Origin of the sequence: Rheinheimera aquimaris (genome assembly GCF_020531985.1) — a bacterium.
Taxonomy (GTDB): Bacteria; Pseudomonadota; Gammaproteobacteria; order Enterobacterales; family Alteromonadaceae; genus Alishewanella; species Alishewanella aquimaris.
Genome location: NZ_JAJAVQ010000004.1, coordinates 346722 through 367504 on the forward strand (window position 1 = coordinate 346722; position 20783 = coordinate 367504).

The window sequence follows — 20783 nt, forward strand, 5'->3', positions numbered from 1 at the left end:
ACTGAATTAGCGCACTAAATGCTGATATGCTTAACTCACTTGACGCAAACCGGCTGACGTTGTATCACGTTTACTAATGTGGCTGGCGGCTAATAGGGAATGGGGTTATGCAACAGGCAGCAATACCATACAACGAAACTGAGCGTTTGGCTGCGTTAGAGGCTGCTGAACTGCTGGATACAGCCAGTGAAGCGCGGTTTGATCGTTTAACCCGTCTGGTACAACAGTGTCTGGAAGCCGAAATCGTGCTGATCTCACTGGTGGATAAAGACCGGCAGTGGTTTAAATCGCGTCAGGGGCTGGATGCCTGCGAAACATGCCGCAATATTTCCTTTTGTGGCCATGCCATTCTCGATGATGATATTTTTGAAGTCACCGATGCCAGGACTGATAGCCGCTTTACGGATAACCCGTTGGTGACCGGTGCACCTTGTATCCGCTTTTACGCCGGTATCCCGCTGACATTTGCTAACCAGCGCATCGGTACTTTGTGTGTTATCAGTAGCGAACCGCGCAAACTAACGATGAAAGAGCGCACTATACTGCGTGAGTTTGGTGCTGCTGTTGAGCAAGAGATCCAAGATCGCCAGCAGGAACACGCTACACAGGAGCTGGCGGCCAGCCGCGACCAGTTTGAACGCCTGGTGGCAAATATTCCTGGTATCACTTACCGCTGCAAAGCTGACTCTGACTGGACCATGCTGTATATGAGCGGCGGAATAGACCCGTTATCCGGTTATCCGGCCACTGATTTTATCAACAACAAGGTACGTAGCTACGCCAGTGTTATCCATCCTGATGACCGGGAGCGACTGGAGCAGCTGGTGATGGAAGCCATAGCGCTGAAGCAAAGCTGGGTACTGCAGTACCGCATTATGCATAAGAATGGGCATCTGCTTTGGGTGGAAGAGCGTGGCAAAGCTGAGTTTGATGACAATGGTCAGTTAAGTTTTCTGGATGGTCTTATTCTGGATATCAGCGAAGAGAAACGGTTAAAACGGCAGTTGATCACACTAACCTCTCAGCTGCCCGGTGTCGTTTATCAGTATCAGCAGTGGCCCGATGGCCATGCAGCGTTTCCCTATGCCAGTGCTGCGATACAGGCGATATACGGCGTGACGCCAGAGCAGGTAAAAGATGATGCCAGTTTAGTGTTCGCTAAAATGTATGCTGCTGATTTACCCGCTTTGGCTGCCAGTATTGAATCGTCCAGCCGGGAGTTAAGCATCTGGCAGCATGAATACCGGGTTTACCGCGATGATGGTGCTCTGTCCTGGCTGGCGGGCCGAGCTGTACCTGAGCGGATGCCGGATGGCAGCACGCTCTGGCATGGGTATATTCAGGACATTACTGAAACAAAGCAGTATTACCTGCAGCTGGAAAAGGTAAATCAGGAGCTGGAACTGGCACGGGAGCGGCTTAATACTGCCAGCGAAAACGCGTTAATTGGCTTTTGGCAGGCAAATCTTGAGACCGGTGAGCTATGGTGGTCGCCGGTAATTTATCAGATTTTTGGCTTTGATGAGGGCGCTGTAAATCCCAGCGCCACCTTATTTAAAAGCACAGTGCATCCTGATGACTGGCGCTTAATTGAACAAAGCGAGAAAACTGCCCGGGAAACCGGTATTCATGATGTTGTGCACCGTATCATCCGCCCGGATGGCTCTATCCGTTGGGTGCATGAGCTGGCGCGGATGTTACCGTCTGACACTAAGCAGCATGTGCTGATCGGATCGGTGCAGGATGTGACCGAACGGATGCAGTTACAACAGTTAAAAGATGAATTTATCTCGACGGTAAGCCATGAACTAAGGACACCATTGACCTCAATAAAAGGTGCGCTGGGGCTGGTTAACGCCGGCACTTTGGGTCAGGTACCCGAAAGCATGAGCAAGCTGCTACAGGTTGCGCACAGCAATAGCGAGAGACTATCCCAGCTTATTAACGACCTGTTAGACATTGAAAAACTGATCGCAGGAAAAATGCCGTTTGATCTGCGCTCGGTTGAAGTGTCAACAGAGCTGGAACATGCAGTCAGTAATTTGCAGCCTTATGCCAACCAGTTTGCGGTTGACTTGCAGCTTGGCGATATCGCACCGCAGCTGAGAATTAAAGCTGATAAACTGCGTCTGCAGCAGGTTGTTACTAACTTATTGTCAAATGCGATTAAGTTTTCTGGTAAAAACAGCGCGGTAAAGATTACCGCTGACAGGCAGTCCGATCAGGTTCGTATAGCAGTGCATGATTCAGGTATTGGCATCGCCAGCGAGTTTCAGCCGAGGATATTTGAGCGTTTCGCTCAGGCCGATGGTTCCAGCAGCAGGCAAAGCGGAGGCACAGGGCTGGGCCTTGCTATCTGCAAAGAGCTGGTAGAGCAAATGGGCGGAGCTATAGGGTTTAGCTCTGTATTGCACCAGGGATCAGTATTTTATTTTACACTGCCACTGCATACCGACAGTAAACCAGGGAAGGCAGTAGACAGGGCATCAGATGAAAACACCCAATAATAAAACCGATTTGTCCGCTGCGTTTAATCAGTTAAGGCAGCGCTTTGCTGAAAGCCTGCCGCAACGTGCTGCGGCGATGTCAGAAGCGATGCAGGCAGGCCATGATGCTGCCCGGCTGCGCACTGTAATTGGTGAGTCACATAAACTGGCGGGAGCCTGTGGTACTTTTGGCTACAGTATGCTTGGCGCTATGTCCAGACAGATTGAGCAGTTAGCGCGGGTAGTACAACAGCGCTCTTTGGCAGAGCAAGAGCAGGCAGTGCCTGAGCTGGTGAACCTGATTAGGGAATTCGAGCGCGCTGTGATGCAGGCTATGCAGGCTGCGGAACAAAATGCTGGCTATGTTCAGCTGCAGGCTGTTGCCAGAAGCAGTGTCTGGTTGTTGCTCGACGACGAGCCACTGACAGAAGAAATCCGTATTCAGTTACAGGGTTTTGGTTTACAGGTTCAGATCTTTAACCAGTTTGCCCAATTGGCAGCAAAATTAAGGGAGCAAACGCCCGCTATTGTATTTAGTGCGACAACCCTCAGTAATGGCGAGTCGCTATTTAAACAGACCTGGCTTTTGAACGAGCTGGCAAAGCAGCAAGGCCGTTTAATTGTGCTGTCCGATACCGATAGCTTTGCCATGCGCATCCGCATTGCCCAGCTACGCGCAGAAGGGGTGTTTTTTACGCCGGTCAATGTGCCGGAACTTATTACTCACATCAGTGAACTGCTCGATTACAGTGCCAGCAGCGGCAAAGTGTATATTGTCGATGACGATAAACTGCTGGCCGAGCACTATGCACTGGTGCTGACACAAGTGGGTATTGAAACCAGGATCAGCAACAAAATTGATAACATCATTGAAGAAGTGATGCAGTTTCAACCGGATTTGATCCTGATGGACATCTATATGCCAGAATATTCCGGCGCTGAAATTGCCGGTGTATTGCGCCAGTACCGCAGCCTGAAGCGGATCCCTATTGTCTTTTTATCGTCTGAACAAAATAAATCTTTGCAAATCAGCGCAATGTCTCATGGCGCCGACGATTTCATTACCAAACCGATCGACGATGTGCAGCTGACTCAGGCGTTGAAAGTCCGCTTGGCACGCAGCTTACAGCTGAAAAATCTGATTGAGAAAGACAGCCTGACATCGCTGATAAAGCATGCTGCGATTAAAGATGCAGCCAATATGGAATTTATGCGCGCCGAGCGCAGCAATAGCCCGCTGAGTATTGTCATGCTGGATATTGACCACTTTAAGCGCGTTAATGATTCATACGGCCATGCAACCGGCGATATTGTTATCACAGCGCTGGCGACATTACTGCGTAAGCGTATCCGCAAAACTGACCGTGCCGGTCGCTATGGTGGGGAGGAGTTTTTACTGGTACTGCCTGATTGTCCTACCGAGCAGGCTTGTCAGCTAACAGAGCAAATTTTGCAATCTTTTGCTGCTTTGCATTTTAATGCTGACGGGCAGCAATTTAGCTGTACTTTCTCCGCAGGGGTAGTATCAAGCGGCGACAAAGTTTTCGACTGCGCTGCCAGTATGATTGCTGCGGCAGATAAAGCACTGTATCAGGCTAAAGCTGCCGGACGTAACCAGATCAAATGCTATACAGCGTAAGCTGGTACGGCCGGCTGTAGGTGCAATTACAGTTTTTTCAGGATCTCTTCGGGTAAGGCAAGTTCATCATTGCGGTTTACGCCGACGCCGCGGTTAAGAATATTTTGCGCAATTTGCTTGGCTTCATCCAGCGAGTGCATTTGCGCTGTACCACACTGATAGACATTCAGTTCAGGAATATCATTCTGGCTCGCTACTTTTAACACATCGTTCATCGCTGCCTGCCAGGCTTTTGCAACGCGCTGCTCATCCGGGGTGCCAATTAAACTCATATAGAAACCGGTGCGGCAGCCCATAGGTGAAATATCGATAATTTCCACATCATTGCCATTTAAATGATCACGCATAAAGCCGGCAAATAAATGCTCCAGCGTATGAATACCTTTCTCTGACAGAATTTCTTCATTCGGTACACAAAAACGTAAGTCAAACACCGTAATGGCATCGCCTTTTGGCGTATTCATTTTCTTTGCGACGCGTACAGCCGGCGCCTTCATAATGGTGTGGTCTACGGTAAAGCTATCGAGTAATGGCATAACAAAGCCCTTATATTGAATGCATCAGTTAATGGCTATTATAGTCAGGTCAGCTTGTATAAGTTAACCGCTTTCGGCGTGAAAACCGGCAAACAACGGCTAAAGCCCTGCTTTTGTGAGTTAAAGTAAAAATTTTCTCTTAATAACCTTGAATGGAACAGGGCTAATCCCCACTAATGCCTCAACACAATTTTTAATTGTTCAGAATATTAAGTGGAGAGCAGTTATGGGCAGAATTATTGGTATTGACTTAGGTACAACTAACTCATGTGTGGCAGTGTTAGACGGTGATAAACCGCGCGTTTTAGAAAACGCTGAGGGTGCCCGTACTACACCTTCAATTATTGCTTACGCCGAAGACGGTGAAGTATTAGTTGGCCAGCCGGCAAAACGCCAGGCGGTAACTAACCCGAAAAACACCTTGTTCGCAATTAAGCGCTTAATTGGTCGTCGTTTTGAAGACGAAGAAGTACAGCGTGATATTAAAATCATGCCTTACGCCATTGTTAAAGCGGATAATGGTGATGCCTGGGTTGAAGTTAAAGGCAAAAAGTTAGCTGCACCACAAATTTCAGCTGAAGTGCTGAAAAAGATGAAGAAAACCGCTGAAGACTATTTAGGTGAAGCGGTGACAGCTGCCGTTATCACGGTACCGGCCTACTTTAACGATGCGCAGCGTCAGGCGACCAAAGACGCCGGCCGTATCGCTGGCTTAGACGTAAAACGTATTATCAACGAGCCAACAGCTGCAGCACTGGCTTATGGTATGGATAAAAAGAAAGGCGACACCAAAGTTGCGGTTTACGACTTAGGTGGTGGTACTTTCGATATCTCTATCATTGAAATTGATGATGTAGACGGCGAACAAACGTTTGAAGTACTGGCAACCAACGGTGATACCCACTTAGGTGGTGAAGACTTCGATAACCGTTTAATCAACTACTTAGTTGAAGAGTTCAAAAAAGAGCAGGGCATTGACCTGCGTAATGACCCACTGGCAATGCAGCGTTTAAAAGAGTCTGCGGAGAAAGCGAAGATTGAACTGTCTTCAGCCTCTCAGACTGAAGTTAACCTGCCGTACATCACAGCGGATGCATCAGGCCCGAAACACCTGAACATCAAAGTAACGCGCGCCAAGCTGGAGTCACTGGTTGAAGATTTAATCCAGCGCACTATCGAGCCGCTGAAGCAGGCACTGAAAGATGCTGACTTAAGCGTTGGCGAGATTGACGACATCATCCTGGTGGGCGGTCAGACCCGTATGCCGAAAGTACAGGAAGCGGTATCTGCGTTCTTCGGTAAAGAAGCACGTAAAGATGTTAACCCGGACGAGGCTGTTGCTGTTGGTGCTGCCATTCAGGGTGCGGTACTGTCGGGTGATGTAAAAGACGTACTGCTGCTGGACGTAACCCCACTGTCGCTGGGTATCGAGACTATGGGCAGCGTGATGACAGCGCTGATTGAGAAAAACACCACGATCCCGACGAAGAAATCGCAGGTATTCTCAACGGCCGAGGACAACCAGTCTGCCGTGACTATTCACGTGCTGCAGGGCGAGCGTAAACGCGCGTCTGACAACAAGTCACTGGGTCAGTTTAACTTAGAAGGTATTCGCGCTGGTCGTCGTGGCGAGCCGCAAATCGAAGTCACTTTCGACCTGGATGCTGATGGTATTCTGCATGTGTCTGCCAAAGATAAAGATACTGGCAAAGAGCAGAAGATCACTATCAAGGCCAACTCAGGTCTGTCTGATGAAGAAATTCAGGCCATGGTACGTGATGCTGAAGCGCACGCAGAAGAAGATAAGAAGTTTGAAGAGCTGGTACAAACCCGTAACCAGGCTGATGCGATGGTGCATGCTACCCGCAAACAGCTTGAAGAAGTGGGCGACAGCTTAGCGTCTAACGACAAAGAAGAGATTGAAACAGCAATTAAAGAGCTGGAAACTGCATTAAAAGGCAGTGATAAAGCCGCAATTGATGAGAAATCTCAGGCGCTGATCCAGGCTTCTCAGAAGCTGATGGAAGCGTCTCAGGCGAAAGCGCAACAAGGTGGCGCTGATGCTGGCCAACAACAAGCCAGTGGCAATGACGATGTCGTTGATGCTGAGTTTGAAGAAGTCAAAGACGACAAAAAGTAAGTCGGTTTAACCAGGCTGCAGTATACTGCAGCCTTGTAACTTAAGAAGCACTGAGCGAGAAGTATGTCCAAGCGTGACTATTATGAAGTACTAGGTGTTGCTAAAGGCGCCGACGATAAAGACATCAAAAAGGCTTATAAACGCCTCGCCATGAAATTTCACCCTGACCGTACTCAGGGCGATAAAGCCATGGAAGAGAAGTTTAAAGAAGTTCAGGAAGCCTACGAAGTATTATCAGACGAGCAGAAGCGCGCAGCCTATGACCGTTATGGCCATGCCGGTGTAGATCCAAACCGTGGCGCCGGTGGTTTTGGCGGTGGCGCGGGTGGTGCTGATTTCGGCGATATCTTTGGCGATGTGTTTGGCGATATTTTCGGTGGTGGTGGCCGTCGTGGTCAGTCACGCGCTCAGCGTGGCTCAGATCTACGCTACAACCTTGAACTAAGCCTGGAAGAGGCCGTTCGCGGTAAGTCGGTTGATATTAAAGTGCCGACGATGGTGGGGTGTGACGTTTGTGATGGCTCAGGTGCAAAAAAAGGCACTTCAGCCAAAAGCTGCCCAACCTGTCACGGTGCCGGCCAGGTGACTATGCGTCAGGGCTTTTTTGCTGTGCAGCAAACCTGTCCTACCTGTAATGGTCGCGGTAAGATCATTCCGGAGCCATGTACGAAATGCCACGGTGAAGGCCGCGTAGAAAAAACCAAGACATTGTCGGTGAAAATTCCGGCAGGTGTTGACACTGGTGACCGCATCCGTTTAACCGGAGAAGGTGAAGCCGGTATGCACGGTGCACCAGCAGGCGATCTGTACGTACAGGTACATGTTAAAGAACACCCGATATTTGTGCGTGACGGTAATAACCTGTATTGCGATGTGCCGCTGAGTTTTACCATCGCTGCGCTGGGTGGTGAAATTGATGTGCCGACACTGGATGGCCGGGTGAAGCTGAAAATACCGGCTGAGACGCAAACTGACAAGATGTTCCGCTTGCGCGGCAAAGGCGTGCAGTCTGTACGCGGTGGCGGTGTAGGCGATCTGGTGTGTAAAGTAGTGATCGAAACACCGGTTAACCTGAGCGAGAAGCAAAAAGATCTGCTGCGTCAGCTCGATGACAGTATGGCGGGCGATGGTGAAGCCAAGCACCGGCCAAAATCGAAGGGCTTTTTTGATGGTGTGAAAAAGTTTTTTGATGATCTAACCAGTTAATCTGAAACGAAAAACCACCTACGGGTGGTTTTTTGCTATTTCAGGGATACAATAAAGCTAAGTGTTGTAAAACCACGTTTTGGCTACAGAAAAGGAAATATTCATGTTGAAAAAGCTGTTTATCACCGCTACCTGCGCCCTTGTTATTGCTGCCTGTGCACAGTCTCCAACCGGCCGGCGCCAGATTATGCTGTTTAGTGACACTGAGCTGAGCAAAATGGGGGCCCAGACCTTTGACAGCATGAAGGAAGAAACGCCAATCAGTAAAGATGCCAAGACCAACAGCTATGTTAACTGCGTGACGAATAATCTGCTGGCGGTCACACCAGATAATTTAAGGGCGCAAAACTGGGAAATTGTGGTGTTTGAGTCTGAACAGGTCAATGCCTTTGCTTTGCCCGGCGGCAAAATTGGTGTTTACACCGGTTTATTAAAAGTTGCTGAAAATCAGGACCAACTGGCTGCCGTGGTTGGGCATGAAATTGGTCACGTTATCGCCGGGCACAGTAACGAGCGTTTATCCACTAATCAGGCGTTGCAGACGGTATTGGCACTGGGTGATGCTGGCTTGAAAGCTTATGGTGTGAAGTACCAGCAGGAACTGATGACAGCCTTTGGTTTGGGGGCGCAGTATGGTGTAGCGCTGCCGTTTAGTCGTGCGCATGAATCCGAGTCGGATATTATTGGTCTGGATCTAATGGCCAAGGCTGGCTTTGAACCGCGTCAGGCAGTCAATCTGTGGCAGAACATGGCGGCGGCAGGCAGCGGTGGCACGCCGGAGTTTATGTCAACTCACCCGTTACCGGAAACGCGTATCAAGGATCTACGTGCCAAAATGCCGGAAGCGATGAAAACCTTTAATGAGCGTAAAGCCGTATCTGCTTTACCGAAATGCTCACGTTAACTTTTGCCGCATGGCAACCGCTTCAACGCCAGTGTTTGAAGCGGTGCATGCGGTGCCGGTTAGGGCACAGCCGCTGTTTTGCGTAGCAGTATTGTCAGTACGGCAATAAGTAACAACAGCAGACAATAGTAGCTTTGCGTTACCACCTGCCACGGGGAAATGCCGAAGCTGGCGCCTAACAGCAATGCCTGAGCACCGTAAGGCACTAAGCCCTGGCTGATACAGGCAAAAATATCCAGCAAGCTGGCGCTGCGCCGTGGTGATATCTGATGCTGCTCTGCCAGCGTCTTGGCAACATCGCCGGTAAGTACTATGGCAACAGTATTATTGGCAATACACAGGTTGCTGATAAAGGCCAATGCTGCAATAGCCAGTTGCTGCGCCTTGTTACCCGCCAGTTTTAAACCGCCGGCTAACTGCTGAATTTTATCTGCAATCCACTGCAAACCGCCTTGCTGCTTAATGAATTCACTTAAGGCGCTGACCAGCATGGCCAGAATAAAGATCTCCTGCACATTGGCAAACCCCGTTGCGATATCTTTGCCAAGCCCCGCCAGCTGATAATCGGCAAACCAGGCCCCTTGCAATGCCGCCAGCGCGATACCCAGCAATAACACCAAAAACACGTTCAGACCCGCAACAGCCAGCAGTAAAATCGCAGCGTAAGGTACTACACCTGTCCAGTTAACGGCGGCTGTTTGTATCGGCGCGCCTTCGCTTGCCAGCAGTGCATAAAGTACCAGCGTTAGTAACGCTGCAGGCAGTGCTATCTTAATGTTTTCACGGAATTTATCTGACATGCGCGCACCCTGGGTACGGGTTGAAGCGATAGTAGTATCGGAAATAATTGACAGGTTATCACCAAACATAGCACCACTTAGCAAAACGCCAGCTACCAGTGCCGGATCTAACCCGGCCTGGTGGGCTAAGCCAACAGCAATAGGTGCCAACGCACCTATGGTCCCCATAGAGGTGCCCATTGCTGTCGAAATAAGGGCAGCGATAGCAAACAAACCAGGTAACAGCCACGGCGCTGGTATCAGGCTAAGGCCGGCATTGACAGCCGCATCGACACCACCGGTAGCCGTTGCCACACTGGCAAACGCACCTGCCAGCAGGTAAATAATACACATGGTAATGATGTTGCTGTTACCCGCACCTTTAACCATCACATCAATTGATTGCTGCAGCGGCGCTCGATGTAACCAAACGGCCAGGATCAGTGCCGGAATAATAGCGACATGGCCGGGGAGCTGATAAAAAGCGTAAGCGACGTCCTGACTTTGCAGATACAAGCCGGTGCCGAGAAACAGTGCTACGAAAAACAACAATGGCAGCAATGAGCGTTTTGCCCCTTTGGCCGCCGGAGCAGATTGGTTCATAACGTGACCTTATAAAAATCTGGCTGTTACTCAGCCTTATGGGTTGCGCAATATATAGATGGCTAGACGTCCTGTCAATTTGCGCTTGTTATTTTGTCCTCTGGTATAAGCTACCTGAGTTGATTATGCTGGCAACTGTTTTATACGGAGTTTTGCAACGGAGTGGGTATGTCACAGCGCAATTTAATAGCTTCCAGCCGGTTTTTGCCGTTTTTCCTAACCCAGGCCAGTGGCGCTTTTAACGATAACGTCTTTAAAAACGCGCTGATGCTGATACTGGCTTTTACTGCCGCGAATGCATTGCCGTGGGATACCGACTTAACCATGAATCTGGCGGCGGGTTTGTTTATTCTGCCGTTCCTGTTGTTCTCTGCAACTGCAGGCTCTCTGGCTGATGCCGTATGTAAAACCAAACTTATCCGGGCCCTGAAACTGTTAGAAATCGCATTGATGCTATTGGCTGCGCTGGCCTTTTATTTTCAGCAGTATCTGTTGCTGTTAGGGGTGTTGTTTCTGATGGGGGCTCAGTCAGCTTTTTTCGGCCCGGTGAAGTACGCCATTTTACCGCAGCTGTTAACGGACAAGGAACTGTTGGCGGGCAATGCCTGGGTGGAAATGGGCACCTTTGTTGCTATTTTGCTGGGCACCGTTACGGGTGGCTTACTGGTTGGGCTGGCAAATGCACCGCTGTGGATTGGCGCTGTTGTTGTCGTGTTCTCAGTACTTGGTTATTTATGCAGCCGGAAAATACCGGCAGTGGGTGAGATTGGCGGCGCTGAACACTTTCGTTTTGCGCCCTGGCAGCAAACTAAAGCGACTGTCAGTATTTGTTATCAGAATCGGACACTGTATTTGTCGGTGATGGCAATAAGCTGGTTCTGGTTTTTGGGGGCCAGTTACTTAACGCAGTTCCCTAATTTTACCAAAACGGTGCTGGCAGGCGATAACACTGTGGTAACCGCGTTGCTGGTAGCGTTTTCTGTTGGTGTTGGTATCGGCTCTATGCTGTGCGAGCGCCTATCTGCCGATAGAGTAGAGCTTGGTCTGGTACCGATAGGTGCTATCGGTTTAACAGTGTTTGGTATTGGCCTGTATGTCAGCAGCCCTTCATTGAGCGGGACTGAACTGCTTAATCTGGCACAGTTTTTCAGCACTGCATCCGGCAGCTGGGTACTGCTGAACCTGACGCTGATAGGTGTGTTTGGTGGTCTCTTTATCGTACCCTTGTATGCGCTGCTACAGCAACGTGCTGAGCCAGCTCAGCGCGCCCGTGTTATTGCTGCAAATAACATCTTTAACGCGTTATTTATGGTGGGTAGTGCCATTGCCGGCATAGTGTTCTTGTCGATGCTGGATTTGGCTATCCCGGAATATTTCCTGGTGCTTGCGATTATGAATGCCGTCGTTGCCCTGTATGTATTCAGTCAGGTACCGGAATTTGCGCTACGTTTTGTGATTTATTTGCTCAGCCATACGATGTACCGCGTGCAAAGCCGTGGCCTGGAGCATATTCCGTCCGATGGGGCGGCGGTGCTGGTTGCGAACCATGTCAGTTATGTCGATGCGCTGTTGATAGGCGGAGCGGTACGCCGGCCGGTTCGCTTTGTAATGGAAAAAGCCATTTACGATTTGCCGGTGGCCAACTGGTTGTTCAAAGCCGCGAAAACGATCCCTATCTGCAGTAAGCAAAAGGATGAGGCAGTGTACGAGGCGGCATTTGCCAGCATTAAACGCGAGCTGGAACAGGGCAATCTGGTATGTATTTTCCCGGAAGGCCGGTTGACAAAAACCGGTGAGATAGATGGTTTCAGACCCGGCATTGAACGTATTCTGGCAGAAACGCCGGTGCCGGTTGTACCGATGGCACTGCAGGGGCTATGGGGCTCATTTTTCAGCCATCACGGCAGTGGCGCATTTAAGTTTAAAGGCCGGTTTTGGTCTAAAATAAAGCTGCACGCCAGCGATGCATTACCGGCCTCTGCGGCTAACGCCGCTGAGCTGGAGCGACAGGTGCGGTTATTGCGGGGTGATGCAGCGTAGTCTGGGCGTTTCGCAGTAATAATCACATCGGGTCATGACGTGTATCAACCACTTACTACTCAGGTATAAGGAGATACACAATGAAAAAGTTTATCACGCTACTGCTGGTTCTTGCAGCAGTAGTCTATGCAACCAGTCTCTGGCTGGGGCTTGCCTCTCATTCCTCCGCTGTTGCCGCGACACCGTCAGATAATAAAAGTTACCTGCCAGAAATTGCTCCGGTTGGGGCAACGCTGCTTGAAGGGTTGGGTAATTACAGCCTGCCCGTTACATCAGCCAATGCTGAGGTACAACGCTGGTTCGATCAGGCGATGGTATTGACCTATGGTTTTAACCATCAGGCGGCTGAGCGCTCTTTTTTAAAGGCGGTAGAGCTCGATCCGCAATGTGCCATGTGTTGGTGGGGAGCAGCGCTGGTATTGGGGCCGCATGTTAATGCCGGTATGGATCCTGCCAATAACGCTGCCGCCTGGCAGCGGTTGCAGGCAGCCAGGTCAATGGCTCACCTGGCAAAACCGTGGGAGCAGGCATTTATTACCGCACTGAGTGCCCGTTACGCAGAGCAGCCAGCTGCCGACCGTAAGCCTTTGGATCAAGCTTATGCTGATGCCATGGCGAAACTTATGCTGGCATTGCCAGCACAGTTAGATGCCGCGACATTATATGTCGAGGCCATGATGAACCTGCAGCCCTGGGACTACTGGGATGATAACGGTCAGCCGCTTGGGAATACTGCCAAGATAGTGCAGGTGCTGGAAGGCGTTATAGCCAGGGATACCGGGCATGCCGGAGCGCTGCATCTGTACATTCATGCAGTGGAGGCATCAAATGAACCTGAGCGTGGCGTAGAAGCCGCTGACCGCTTGAGATCGTTAATTCCCGGATCTGGCCATTTGGTTCACATGCCGGCACACATTTATGCCCGGGTAGGCCGCTGGCAGGATGCTGTGGTCGCGAATCAGCGCGCCATTGAAGCCGATAACAGTTACCTTGCTGCATGCCGGCCAGCGCCCGGCGTATATCCCTTAGGTTATGTGCCGCATAACCATCACTTCCTCTGGTTCGCTGCCACGATGGCCGGTAACAGCAAAGTCGCCATTGCTGCGGCAGATTCAACCTATGATCGTACCAGCGATCCGCAGCTAATGCGTCTGCCCGGGATGGAAGCAATGCAGAACTTCGCCATGACACCATTATTTGCCAGAGTAAGGTTTGGCCAGTGGCAAGCCATCCGCCAAATGGCTGAGCCTGAAGCGGAATTTCCTTACATGGTCGCACTTTGGCATTATGGTCAGGGCATGGCAGCACTAAGACTGGGGCAGCCTGAAACAGCACTATCGCATCACTCATCTCTGGCCGGGCTGCTTAACTCGCCACAGATCGCGGCGATGAAGGTATGGGATCGTTATGCATTAAGTCATAGTGTTCAGCTTGCAGAGCGGATGCTGACGGCTGAGTTGGCATGGCAGCAGGGCGATCAGAAAAAAGCCTTCAGCGTGCTGGCACAGGCGTTAGCGATAGAAGATGAATTACCTTACGATGAACCGCCAGCGTGGCATGCCCCCGTCAGGCATACCTTAGGGGCTATGTTGTTGGCAGCAAACCGTGCCGCGGAGGCCGAACAAATGTATCGTGACGAGTTGAAGCGGAATCCGGAAAATGGCTGGTCATTGTTTGGATTAATGCAGGCATTGCAGGCACAGAACAAAACCGGCGAAGCAAGCGCGACAGATGCCAGGTTTCGCCAGGCCTGGGCTCATGCGGATGTTACGCTGGCATCTTCCAGGTTATGACGCACTAATCGACAGCTGGCAGAGCAGAGAAATCTGCTGCCAGTTGCGCTGTATCAAAGGGGGCTTTCCAGTAAGCTGTCATGCGACCTTGTGGATCCAGCAACACAATAGCTGTTGAGTGTTCTATGCTGTATTGACTTGACGCTGTTTGCGGTATCCTAACCTGCGCCATGCCCAGGCTGTTAAGCAAAGTGCTCAGTTCAGATTGAGCACCGGTCAGCCCAATCCAGTGTGGTTGAAACAGCTGCAAATATTGTTTCAGGCTGGCTGCAGTATCGCGCTCTGGGTCCACAGTGACAAAAATAACCTGATGCCGTCTTGGCCCTGTCATTTGCTGTTCGGCTGCCTGTAACTGACCCAGTGTCAGCGGGCATATATCCGGGCAGAAAGTAAAACCGGAAAATATCAGGCTCCAATGGCCAAGCAGATTGTCGTTAGTAAACGCGCTATTATCCTGATCCCGCAGCTGAAACGCTGCGACGTGCCGCGCAGTGTCAAGTTGGGTGGCATAACGTAGATGCAAATCTTGCCGCGGCTCTGAACAGGCTGGCAGCATCAGACTGAGCACAATAACCTGGGAGAGTAAGCGTACAGAGGCCATGGTAGTGTCAGCGGCAAAAAGAATTGTGTTTTCAGTATTGGCGCAACACATAAAAGCTGCAAGCGGAATAAACTACATCAGGCCTCCACTCAGTGATAAAATTAGCCATTAAGATGGCTATTTTTCTTTCTTCAGCCTGTAGCTTTTGCTCTAATAGCCACCTTGGGATGTTTATACCGGGTCAGATTATGCCTGCAATTGGAATTTTTGGTGCCAACGGCCGTATGGGCCGCTCTCTGGTCAGTGTTGCCAACGAGCAACAGTTAAACCTTACCGCTGCCACTGTTCGTGACGGCTCTGAGCTGGTTGGGGTTGATGCCGGAGAGCTGGCCGGCTGTGGTAAAGTAAATGTGCCGCTGACTGCAACCTCAGTCGCAAGTGTCAGCAAGGCTGATATTTGGGTCGACTTTACTATGCCTGAGCCTATGCTGGCGCATCTTCAGCTGGCGGTAGCAGCGAGAAAAGCGATGGTAATTGGTGTCACCGGTTTAACGGATGCGCAATACAAGCAAGTGCAACAGGCGGCGGAACATATTCCCATCGTCTGGGCACCTAACATGAGTGTGGGTGTTAACCTGCTGCTACATCTGGTACAAACGGCCGCGAAAGTGATGGGACAAACTGCAGATATCGAGATTATTGAAGCTCACCACCGCTTTAAAAAAGATGCCCCCTCAGGCACCGCCATGGCGATTGGCGCCAGTATAGCTAAAGCCCTGGACCGCGATTTGGCTAAGGTAGCAGTATATGGACGCGAGGGGATGACCGGCGAGCGCGAACAGCAGACTATTGGCTTTGCTACTGTGCGCGGTGGCGATATTATTGGTGACCACACCGCCTTATTTGCAGATTTAGGTGAAAGGCTGGAAATAACCCACAAAGCATCAAGCCGATCGACCTTTGCACAAGGTGCTCTGCGTGCTGCTCTGTGGTTGCAAAATAAACAGCCCGGACTTTATTCCATGCAACAAGTGTTAGGTTTGGCACAGTTAAGCTAGATTTTTGCACTATTAAGGTTAAAAAGCCGCTAAAGTTGTCATTTATAATAAAATTCAAAAAAATCGTAGCTAATTATCCTCTGATCGCCTAGAATAAGCAGGTTTGCCCAAGGCAAATCGGGTATCACATTTTGGGTCAAAACGGGTTGTAAAACAGTGTTAGTTTTCGCCCGTTTTTTGCTGTTTGGAGGTTATCTTGACTAAGTCCGCCCTGCTCGTACTGGAAGACGGCACCGTATTTCGCGGTACAGCCATTGGCGCTGAAGGAGTTTCTGTAGGTGAAGTGGTGTTTAACACTTCAATGACCGGGTATCAGGAAATATTGACTGATCCCTCATACGCAGAACAGATCGTTACTCTCACTTATCCACATATTGGCAATACCGGTACCAATACTGAAGATGAAGAATCCGGGAGAATCTGGGCCAGAGGCCTGATAATCCGAGACCTTCCTCTTCTTGCCAGTAATTTCCGTAACCAACTTTCCCTTAGTCAGTATTTAACACAAAACAATATTCTCGGCATCGCCGACATCGATACCCGCAAGTTAACCCGAATTTTACGTGAAAAAGGTGCGCAAAATGGCTGTTTAATGGCTGGCGATAACCTGGACGAAGCTAAAGCACTGGAACTGGCAAAAGGTTTCCCTGGCCTTTCGGGTATGGACCTTGCCAAAGAAGTCACGGTTAAGGCTCCGTATCAGTGGACCGAGGGCAGTTGGACACTGGGTGAAGGCCATAGCACACCCGACAATGCGAAGTTTCATGTTGTAGCCTACGACTACGGTGTTAAGCGCAACATTCTGCGCATGTTAGCAGACCGTGGTTGCAAGCTGACAGTAGTGCCTGCGCAAACACCGGCGAAAGACGTGTTAGCGATGAACCCGGACGGTATATTCTTATCCAACGGCCCTGGCGATCCGGCACCTTGTACCTACGCTATTGAAGCAATCAAAACATTCTTAGAAACTGAGATTCCGGTTTTTGGTATTTGCCTGGGCCATCAGTTACTGGCACTGGCCAGCGGAGCACAAACGGTGAAAATGCCGGTTGGCCATCACGGTGGTAACCACCCGGTGCAGAATCTGGACACCAAACGTGTACTGATCACTGCACAGAATCACGGTTTCGCGGTAGATGAAGCCAGCTTACCGGCCAATTTACGCGCCACCCATAAATCGTTGTTTGACGGCACTTTACAGGGCATCCATCGTACGGATAAACCGGCTTTCAGTTTTCAGGGCCACCCTGAAGCGAGCCCCGGTCCGCATGAAGCCTCTGAGCTGTTCGACCATTTTATCGAGCTGATGCAAAAGCATAAAGCCTAAGCAAACACGAATTACGGAGACATCGCAGCAATGCCAAAACGTACCGACTTAAAAAGTATTCTGATCTTAGGCGCTGGCCCAATCGTGATTGGTCAGGCCTGTGAGTTCGACTACTCAGGCGCTCAGGCCTGTAAAGCGTTAAAAGAAGAAGGCTACCGCGTTATTCTGGTGAACTCTAACCCGGCCACCATTATGACCGACCCTGAAATGGCCGATGCCACCTACATCGAGCCTATTCACTGGCAGGTAGTAGAAAAAATTATTGAGAAAGAGCGCCCCTGTGCGGTTTTACCCACCATGGGTGGTCAGACGGCACTGAACTGTGCACTGGATTTAGAGCGTCATGGTGTATTGGCAAAATACAATGTCGAAATGATCGGAGCCACTGCTGACGCGATTGATAAAGCGGAAGACAGAAGCCGCTTTGATAAAGCCATGCGTTCTATCGGTTTAGCGTGCCCGCGTGCAGGCTTAGCGCACTCGATGGAAGAAGCCTATCAGGTACTGGAAGACATTGGCTTCCCGTGTATCATTCGCCCGTCTTTCACCATGGGCGGCTCAGGCGGTGGTATCGCGTACAACAAAGAAGAATTTGAAGAAATCTGTACCCGTGGTCTGGATTTATCACCCACTAAAGAGCTGCTGATCGATGAGTCGTTAATCGGTTGGAAAGAGTACGAGATGGAAGTAGTGCGGGATAAAAACGACAACTGCATTATCGTCTGCTCGATTGAAAACTTCGACCCTATGGGCGTACACACCGGCGACTCTATCACGGTAGCACCGGCGCAAACATTAACCGATAAAGAATATCAAATCATGCGTAACGCTTCTTTGGCGGTACTGCGTGAAATTGGTGTTGAAACCGGTGGTTCAAACGTACAGTTTGGTATCAACCCGGAAGATGGCCGCATGGTGATTATCGAGATGAACCCGCGCGTATCACGCTCGTCTGCGCTGGCATCTAAAGCGACCGGTTTCCCTATTGCCAAAGTAGCGGCTAAGCTGGCGATTGGTTACACGCTGGATGAGCTGGCTAACGATATTACCGGTGGCAAAACGCCGGCATCGTTCGAGCCTAGCATCGACTATGTGGTGACCAAGGTACCACGCTTTAACTTCGAAAAATTTGCCGGTGCCAATGACCGCTTAACTACCCAGATGAAATCTGTCGGTGAAGTGATGGCTATTGGCCGTAACCAGCAAGAGTCGTTGCAAAAAGCACTGCGCGGCCTAGAGATTGGCGTATGTGGGTTAGATCCGGTTATCGATATCACATTACCGGAAGCCAAAGATAAGATTATCCGCGAGCTGAAAGAGCCAGGTTCACACCGTATTTGGTACATTGCCGACGCCATGCGTTTTGGCATGAGCATGGATGAGATTTTCCAGCTGACCAAGATTGACCCCTGGTTCCTGGTGCAAATTGAAGATCTGATCAAAGAAGAGCAATCGCTGGCAAAAGACGGTTTCGCAGCACTGGATGAAGCACGGTTAAAACGGTTAAAGCGCAAAGGTTTTGCTGATAAGCGTATTGCCGATGTGTTGGGCGTCAGCGAAAACGAAGTGCGTAAAAAACGCCACGGTTATAAGCTGCACCCGGTTTATAAACGCGTAGATACCTGTGCTGCCGAGTTTGCCTCGAACACGGCGTATATGTATTCCAGCTACGATGAAGAGTGTGAAGCAGCACCGACTAACCGCGATAAAATTATGATTATCGGTGGTGGCCCGAACCGTATCGGCCAGGGTATCGAATTCGATTACTGCTGTGTACATGCCGCACTTGCACTGCGTGAAGACGGTTACGAAACCATTATGGTTAACTGTAACCCGGAAACCGTTTCTACTGACTACGACACCTCAGACCGGCTGTATTTCGAGCCGATTACGCTGGAAGACGTGCTGGAAATTGTCCGCAAAGAACAACCTAAAGGCGTTATCGTGCAATACGGCGGCCAGACGCCGCTGAAATTGGCCCGCGCCCTGGAAGCGAACGGCGTGCCAATTATTGGTACTTCACCTGACGCAATCGACCGTGCCGAAGACCGTGAGCGTTTCCAGCAGGCGGTAGAGCGTTTAGGCCTGAAACAGCCGAAAAATGCTACCGTTACCAGCTTAGAAGAAGCGATTACCAAAGCACCGGAAATTGGTTTCCCAATGGTGGTGCGCCCGTCATATGTACTGGGTGGCCGGGCTATGGAAATTGTATACGATGAGCAGGACTTACGCCGCTATATGACCGAAGCGGTTAGCGTATCAAACGATTCGCCGGTGCTGCTGGATAACTTCCTTGATGACGCCATAGAGGTGGATATCGATGCCATTTGTGACGGCAAAGAAGTCGTTATCGGCGGCATCATGGAACATATCGAGCAAGCGGGTGTGCACTCTGGTGACTCGGCCTGTTCTTTACCACCACACAGCCTGGGTAAAGAAATCCAGGATGTCATGCGTGAGCAGGTACGCAAGCTGGCGTTGGAACTTGGCGTTGTGGGTTTAATGAACACGCAGTTTGCCGTGAAAGATAACGAAGTGTACCTGATTGAAGTGAACCCACGTGCTGCGCGTACCGTGCCTTTCGTTTCCAAGGCAACCGGTGTAGCTGTTGCTAAAGTGGGCGCACGCTGTATGGCAGGGAAATCACTTGCTGAGCAGGGCGTGACAAAAGAAATCATTCCACCGTTTTTCTCTGTTAAAGAAGTGGTTATTCCATTCAACAAGTTCCCGGGCGTTGATCCTATTTTAGGCCCTGAGATGCGTTCTACCGGCGAAGTGATGGGCGTGGGTGATACCTTCGAACAAGCCTTTGCTAAAGGCCAGTTGGGAGCCAGTACTTTAATACCAACAGGTGGCAGAGCCTTGCTTTCAGTGCGCGACAGCGATAAAGTGCGCGTAATTGAGCTGGCAAAGCGCATGGTAGAAAAAGGTTTTGAACTGGACGCTACCGGCGGTACCGCCAAAGCCTTACAAGCTGCTGGTGTAGAGTGCCGTGTAGTGAACAAGGTGTTTGAAGGCCGGCCACACATTCTGGACCGTATTAAAAACGGTGAGTACAGCTATATTGTCAACACTACGGATGGCCGCCAGGCAATTGAAGACTCTAAAGTCATCCGTCGTGGCGCCCTGCAGCACAAAGCTAACTACACCACGACGTTGAATGCAGCCTTTGCTACTGTGAAGTCAAATGCCGCCAGTGCATTTGAAAGTGTAGCCTCGGTGCAGGAATTACATAAGAGAGTAAACGGATGAGTGCAATTCCGATGACAGTGCAGGGCGCAGAAAAACTGCGCACTGAACTGAATGAATTAAAATCAGTGAAACGGCCGGCGGTGATCCAGGCCATCGCTGAAGCGCGTGAACACGGCGACTTGAAAGAGAACGCTGAGTACCATGCTGCGCGTGAACAGCAAGGCTTTATCGAAGGCCGCATTCAGGACATCGAAGCTAAGCTGTCGAACGCACAAATTATTGATATCAGCAAAATGGCTAACACGGGTAAGGTGATATTTGGCTCTACCGTGACCATTTTAAATCTGGATACTGAAGAAGAAGTCACCTACCGTATAGTAGGTGACGATGAAGCAGATATTAAGAACAACCTGATTTCAGTAAATTCACCGATTGCGCGCGGCTTGATTGGCAAATCAGCAGATGACGTCGTCAACATCACTACGCCTAAAGGGGTAGTGGAGTACGAAATCACCGAGATTGAGTACATTTAACATCCA

At 50.2% G+C, this 20783-nt stretch carries 14 protein-coding genes; 11 read left to right on the forward strand and 3 right to left on the reverse strand.

The annotated features are described in order from the left end of the window. The first annotated feature begins 107 nt into the window (after window positions 1-107). Window positions 108-2507: a PAS domain-containing protein gene (locus LHL18_RS14140; RefSeq protein WP_226767546.1), complete on the forward strand. Its 2400-nt coding sequence runs from the start codon at window positions 108-110 to the stop codon at window positions 2505-2507. Further along, complete coding sequence (locus LHL18_RS14145) at window positions 2491-4125, forward strand: diguanylate cyclase (protein ID WP_226767547.1); 1635 nt, start codon at window positions 2491-2493, stop codon at window positions 4123-4125. The genes LHL18_RS14140 and LHL18_RS14145 overlap by 17 nt, the downstream gene beginning before the upstream one ends. A 26-nt stretch (window positions 4126-4151) precedes the next feature. Here LHL18_RS14145 and luxS read toward each other — a convergent pair whose 3' ends face one another. After that, window positions 4152-4661 carry an S-ribosylhomocysteine lyase gene (gene luxS / locus LHL18_RS14150; RefSeq protein ID WP_226767548.1) on the reverse strand — a complete coding sequence of 170 codons (510 nt, stop codon included), beginning with the start codon at window positions 4659-4661 and terminating at the stop codon, window positions 4152-4154. A gap of 226 nt (window positions 4662-4887) precedes the next feature. Between luxS and dnaK the strand changes: the two genes are divergently transcribed. From dnaK to LHL18_RS14165, 3 genes are all read left to right on the forward strand, one after another. Beyond that, a complete protein-coding gene (dnaK, locus tag LHL18_RS14155) occupies window positions 4888-6801 on the forward strand; it encodes a molecular chaperone DnaK (RefSeq protein WP_134057364.1) in 1914 nt (637 codons plus the stop codon). Between the two features lie 63 nt (window positions 6802-6864). Next, window positions 6865-8007, forward strand: coding sequence for a molecular chaperone DnaJ (gene dnaJ / locus LHL18_RS14160; RefSeq protein WP_134057362.1), 1143 nt, complete (start codon window positions 6865-6867; stop codon window positions 8005-8007). Window positions 8008-8110: 103 nt separating this feature from the next. Beyond that, window positions 8111-8911 (forward strand): M48 family metallopeptidase, encoded by an 801-nt coding sequence (locus LHL18_RS14165; protein ID WP_226767549.1) that lies wholly within the window; start codon window positions 8111-8113, stop codon window positions 8909-8911. A gap of 59 nt (window positions 8912-8970) precedes the next feature. On the opposite strand, the gene LHL18_RS14170 is transcribed toward LHL18_RS14165, so the two are convergent. Then, the gene (locus LHL18_RS14170) at window positions 8971-10293 is read right to left on the reverse strand and encodes a Na+/H+ antiporter NhaC family protein (RefSeq protein ID WP_226767550.1); all 1323 of its coding nucleotides are present in this window, start codon (window positions 10291-10293) and stop codon (window positions 8971-8973) included. 168 nt (window positions 10294-10461) lie between these two features. Here LHL18_RS14170 and LHL18_RS14175 point away from each other — a divergent pair, with 168 nt between their 5' ends. Both LHL18_RS14175 and LHL18_RS14180 read left to right on the forward strand, forming a co-directional pair. Continuing rightward, window positions 10462-12333, forward strand: coding sequence for an MFS transporter (locus LHL18_RS14175; RefSeq protein WP_226767551.1), 1872 nt, complete (start codon window positions 10462-10464; stop codon window positions 12331-12333). A gap of 80 nt (window positions 12334-12413) precedes the next feature. Further along, the gene (locus tag LHL18_RS14180; protein ID WP_226767552.1) at window positions 12414-14126 is read left to right on the forward strand and encodes a tetratricopeptide repeat protein; all 1713 of its coding nucleotides are present in this window, start codon (window positions 12414-12416) and stop codon (window positions 14124-14126) included. A gap of 4 nt (window positions 14127-14130) precedes the next feature. On the opposite strand, the gene LHL18_RS14185 is transcribed toward LHL18_RS14180, so the two are convergent. Then, window positions 14131-14727 carry an SCO family protein gene (locus LHL18_RS14185; protein WP_226767553.1) on the reverse strand — a complete coding sequence of 199 codons (597 nt, stop codon included), beginning with the start codon at window positions 14725-14727 and terminating at the stop codon, window positions 14131-14133. A gap of 188 nt (window positions 14728-14915) precedes the next feature. Between LHL18_RS14185 and dapB the strand changes: the two genes are divergently transcribed. The 4 genes from dapB to greA all read left to right on the forward strand — a co-directional run bounded on the left by dapB (window position 14916) and on the right by greA (window position 20777). Then, on the forward strand, window positions 14916-15725 hold the full coding sequence (dapB, locus tag LHL18_RS14190; protein WP_226767554.1) for a 4-hydroxy-tetrahydrodipicolinate reductase: 810 nt from the start codon (window positions 14916-14918) through the stop codon (window positions 15723-15725). Between the two features lie 196 nt (window positions 15726-15921). Further along, complete coding sequence (carA, locus tag LHL18_RS14195; RefSeq protein ID WP_134057352.1) at window positions 15922-17052, forward strand: glutamine-hydrolyzing carbamoyl-phosphate synthase small subunit; 1131 nt, start codon at window positions 15922-15924, stop codon at window positions 17050-17052. 30 nt (window positions 17053-17082) lie between these two features. Further along, complete coding sequence (carB, locus tag LHL18_RS14200; protein WP_226767555.1) at window positions 17083-20304, forward strand: carbamoyl-phosphate synthase large subunit; 3222 nt, start codon at window positions 17083-17085, stop codon at window positions 20302-20304. Continuing rightward, window positions 20301-20777, forward strand: a complete 477-nt coding sequence (greA, locus tag LHL18_RS14205; RefSeq protein ID WP_134057348.1) for a transcription elongation factor GreA — start codon at window positions 20301-20303, stop codon at window positions 20775-20777. Before carB ends, greA begins: the two co-directional genes overlap by 4 nt. The last annotated feature ends 6 nt before the right edge of the window (window positions 20778-20783 follow it).

Bases quoted from the DNA above. Each gene is read 5' to 3' on its own strand.
- LHL18_RS14140 (WP_226767546.1), top strand. From the start codon at position 108: ATGCAACAGGCAGCAATACCATACAACGAAACTGAGCGTTTGGCTGCG.
- LHL18_RS14145 (WP_226767547.1), top strand. From the start codon at position 2,491: ATGAAAACACCCAATAATAAAACCGATTTGTCCGCTGCGTTTAATCAG.
- luxS (WP_226767548.1), bottom strand. From the start codon at position 4,661: ATGCCATTACTCGATAGCTTTACCGTAGACCACACCATTATGAAGGCG.
- dnaK (WP_134057364.1), top strand. From the start codon at position 4,888: ATGGGCAGAATTATTGGTATTGACTTAGGTACAACTAACTCATGTGTG.
- dnaJ (WP_134057362.1), top strand. From the start codon at position 6,865: ATGTCCAAGCGTGACTATTATGAAGTACTAGGTGTTGCTAAAGGCGCC.
- LHL18_RS14165 (WP_226767549.1), top strand. From the start codon at position 8,111: ATGTTGAAAAAGCTGTTTATCACCGCTACCTGCGCCCTTGTTATTGCT.
- LHL18_RS14170 (WP_226767550.1), bottom strand. From the start codon at position 10,293: ATGAACCAATCTGCTCCGGCGGCCAAAGGGGCAAAACGCTCATTGCTG.
- LHL18_RS14175 (WP_226767551.1), top strand. From the start codon at position 10,462: ATGTCACAGCGCAATTTAATAGCTTCCAGCCGGTTTTTGCCGTTTTTC.
- LHL18_RS14180 (WP_226767552.1), top strand. From the start codon at position 12,414: ATGAAAAAGTTTATCACGCTACTGCTGGTTCTTGCAGCAGTAGTCTAT.
- LHL18_RS14185 (WP_226767553.1), bottom strand. From the start codon at position 14,727: ATGGCCTCTGTACGCTTACTCTCCCAGGTTATTGTGCTCAGTCTGATG.
- dapB (WP_226767554.1), top strand. From the start codon at position 14,916: ATGCCTGCAATTGGAATTTTTGGTGCCAACGGCCGTATGGGCCGCTCT.
- carB (WP_226767555.1), top strand. From the start codon at position 17,083: ATGCCAAAACGTACCGACTTAAAAAGTATTCTGATCTTAGGCGCTGGC.
- greA (WP_134057348.1), top strand. From the start codon at position 20,301: ATGAGTGCAATTCCGATGACAGTGCAGGGCGCAGAAAAACTGCGCACT.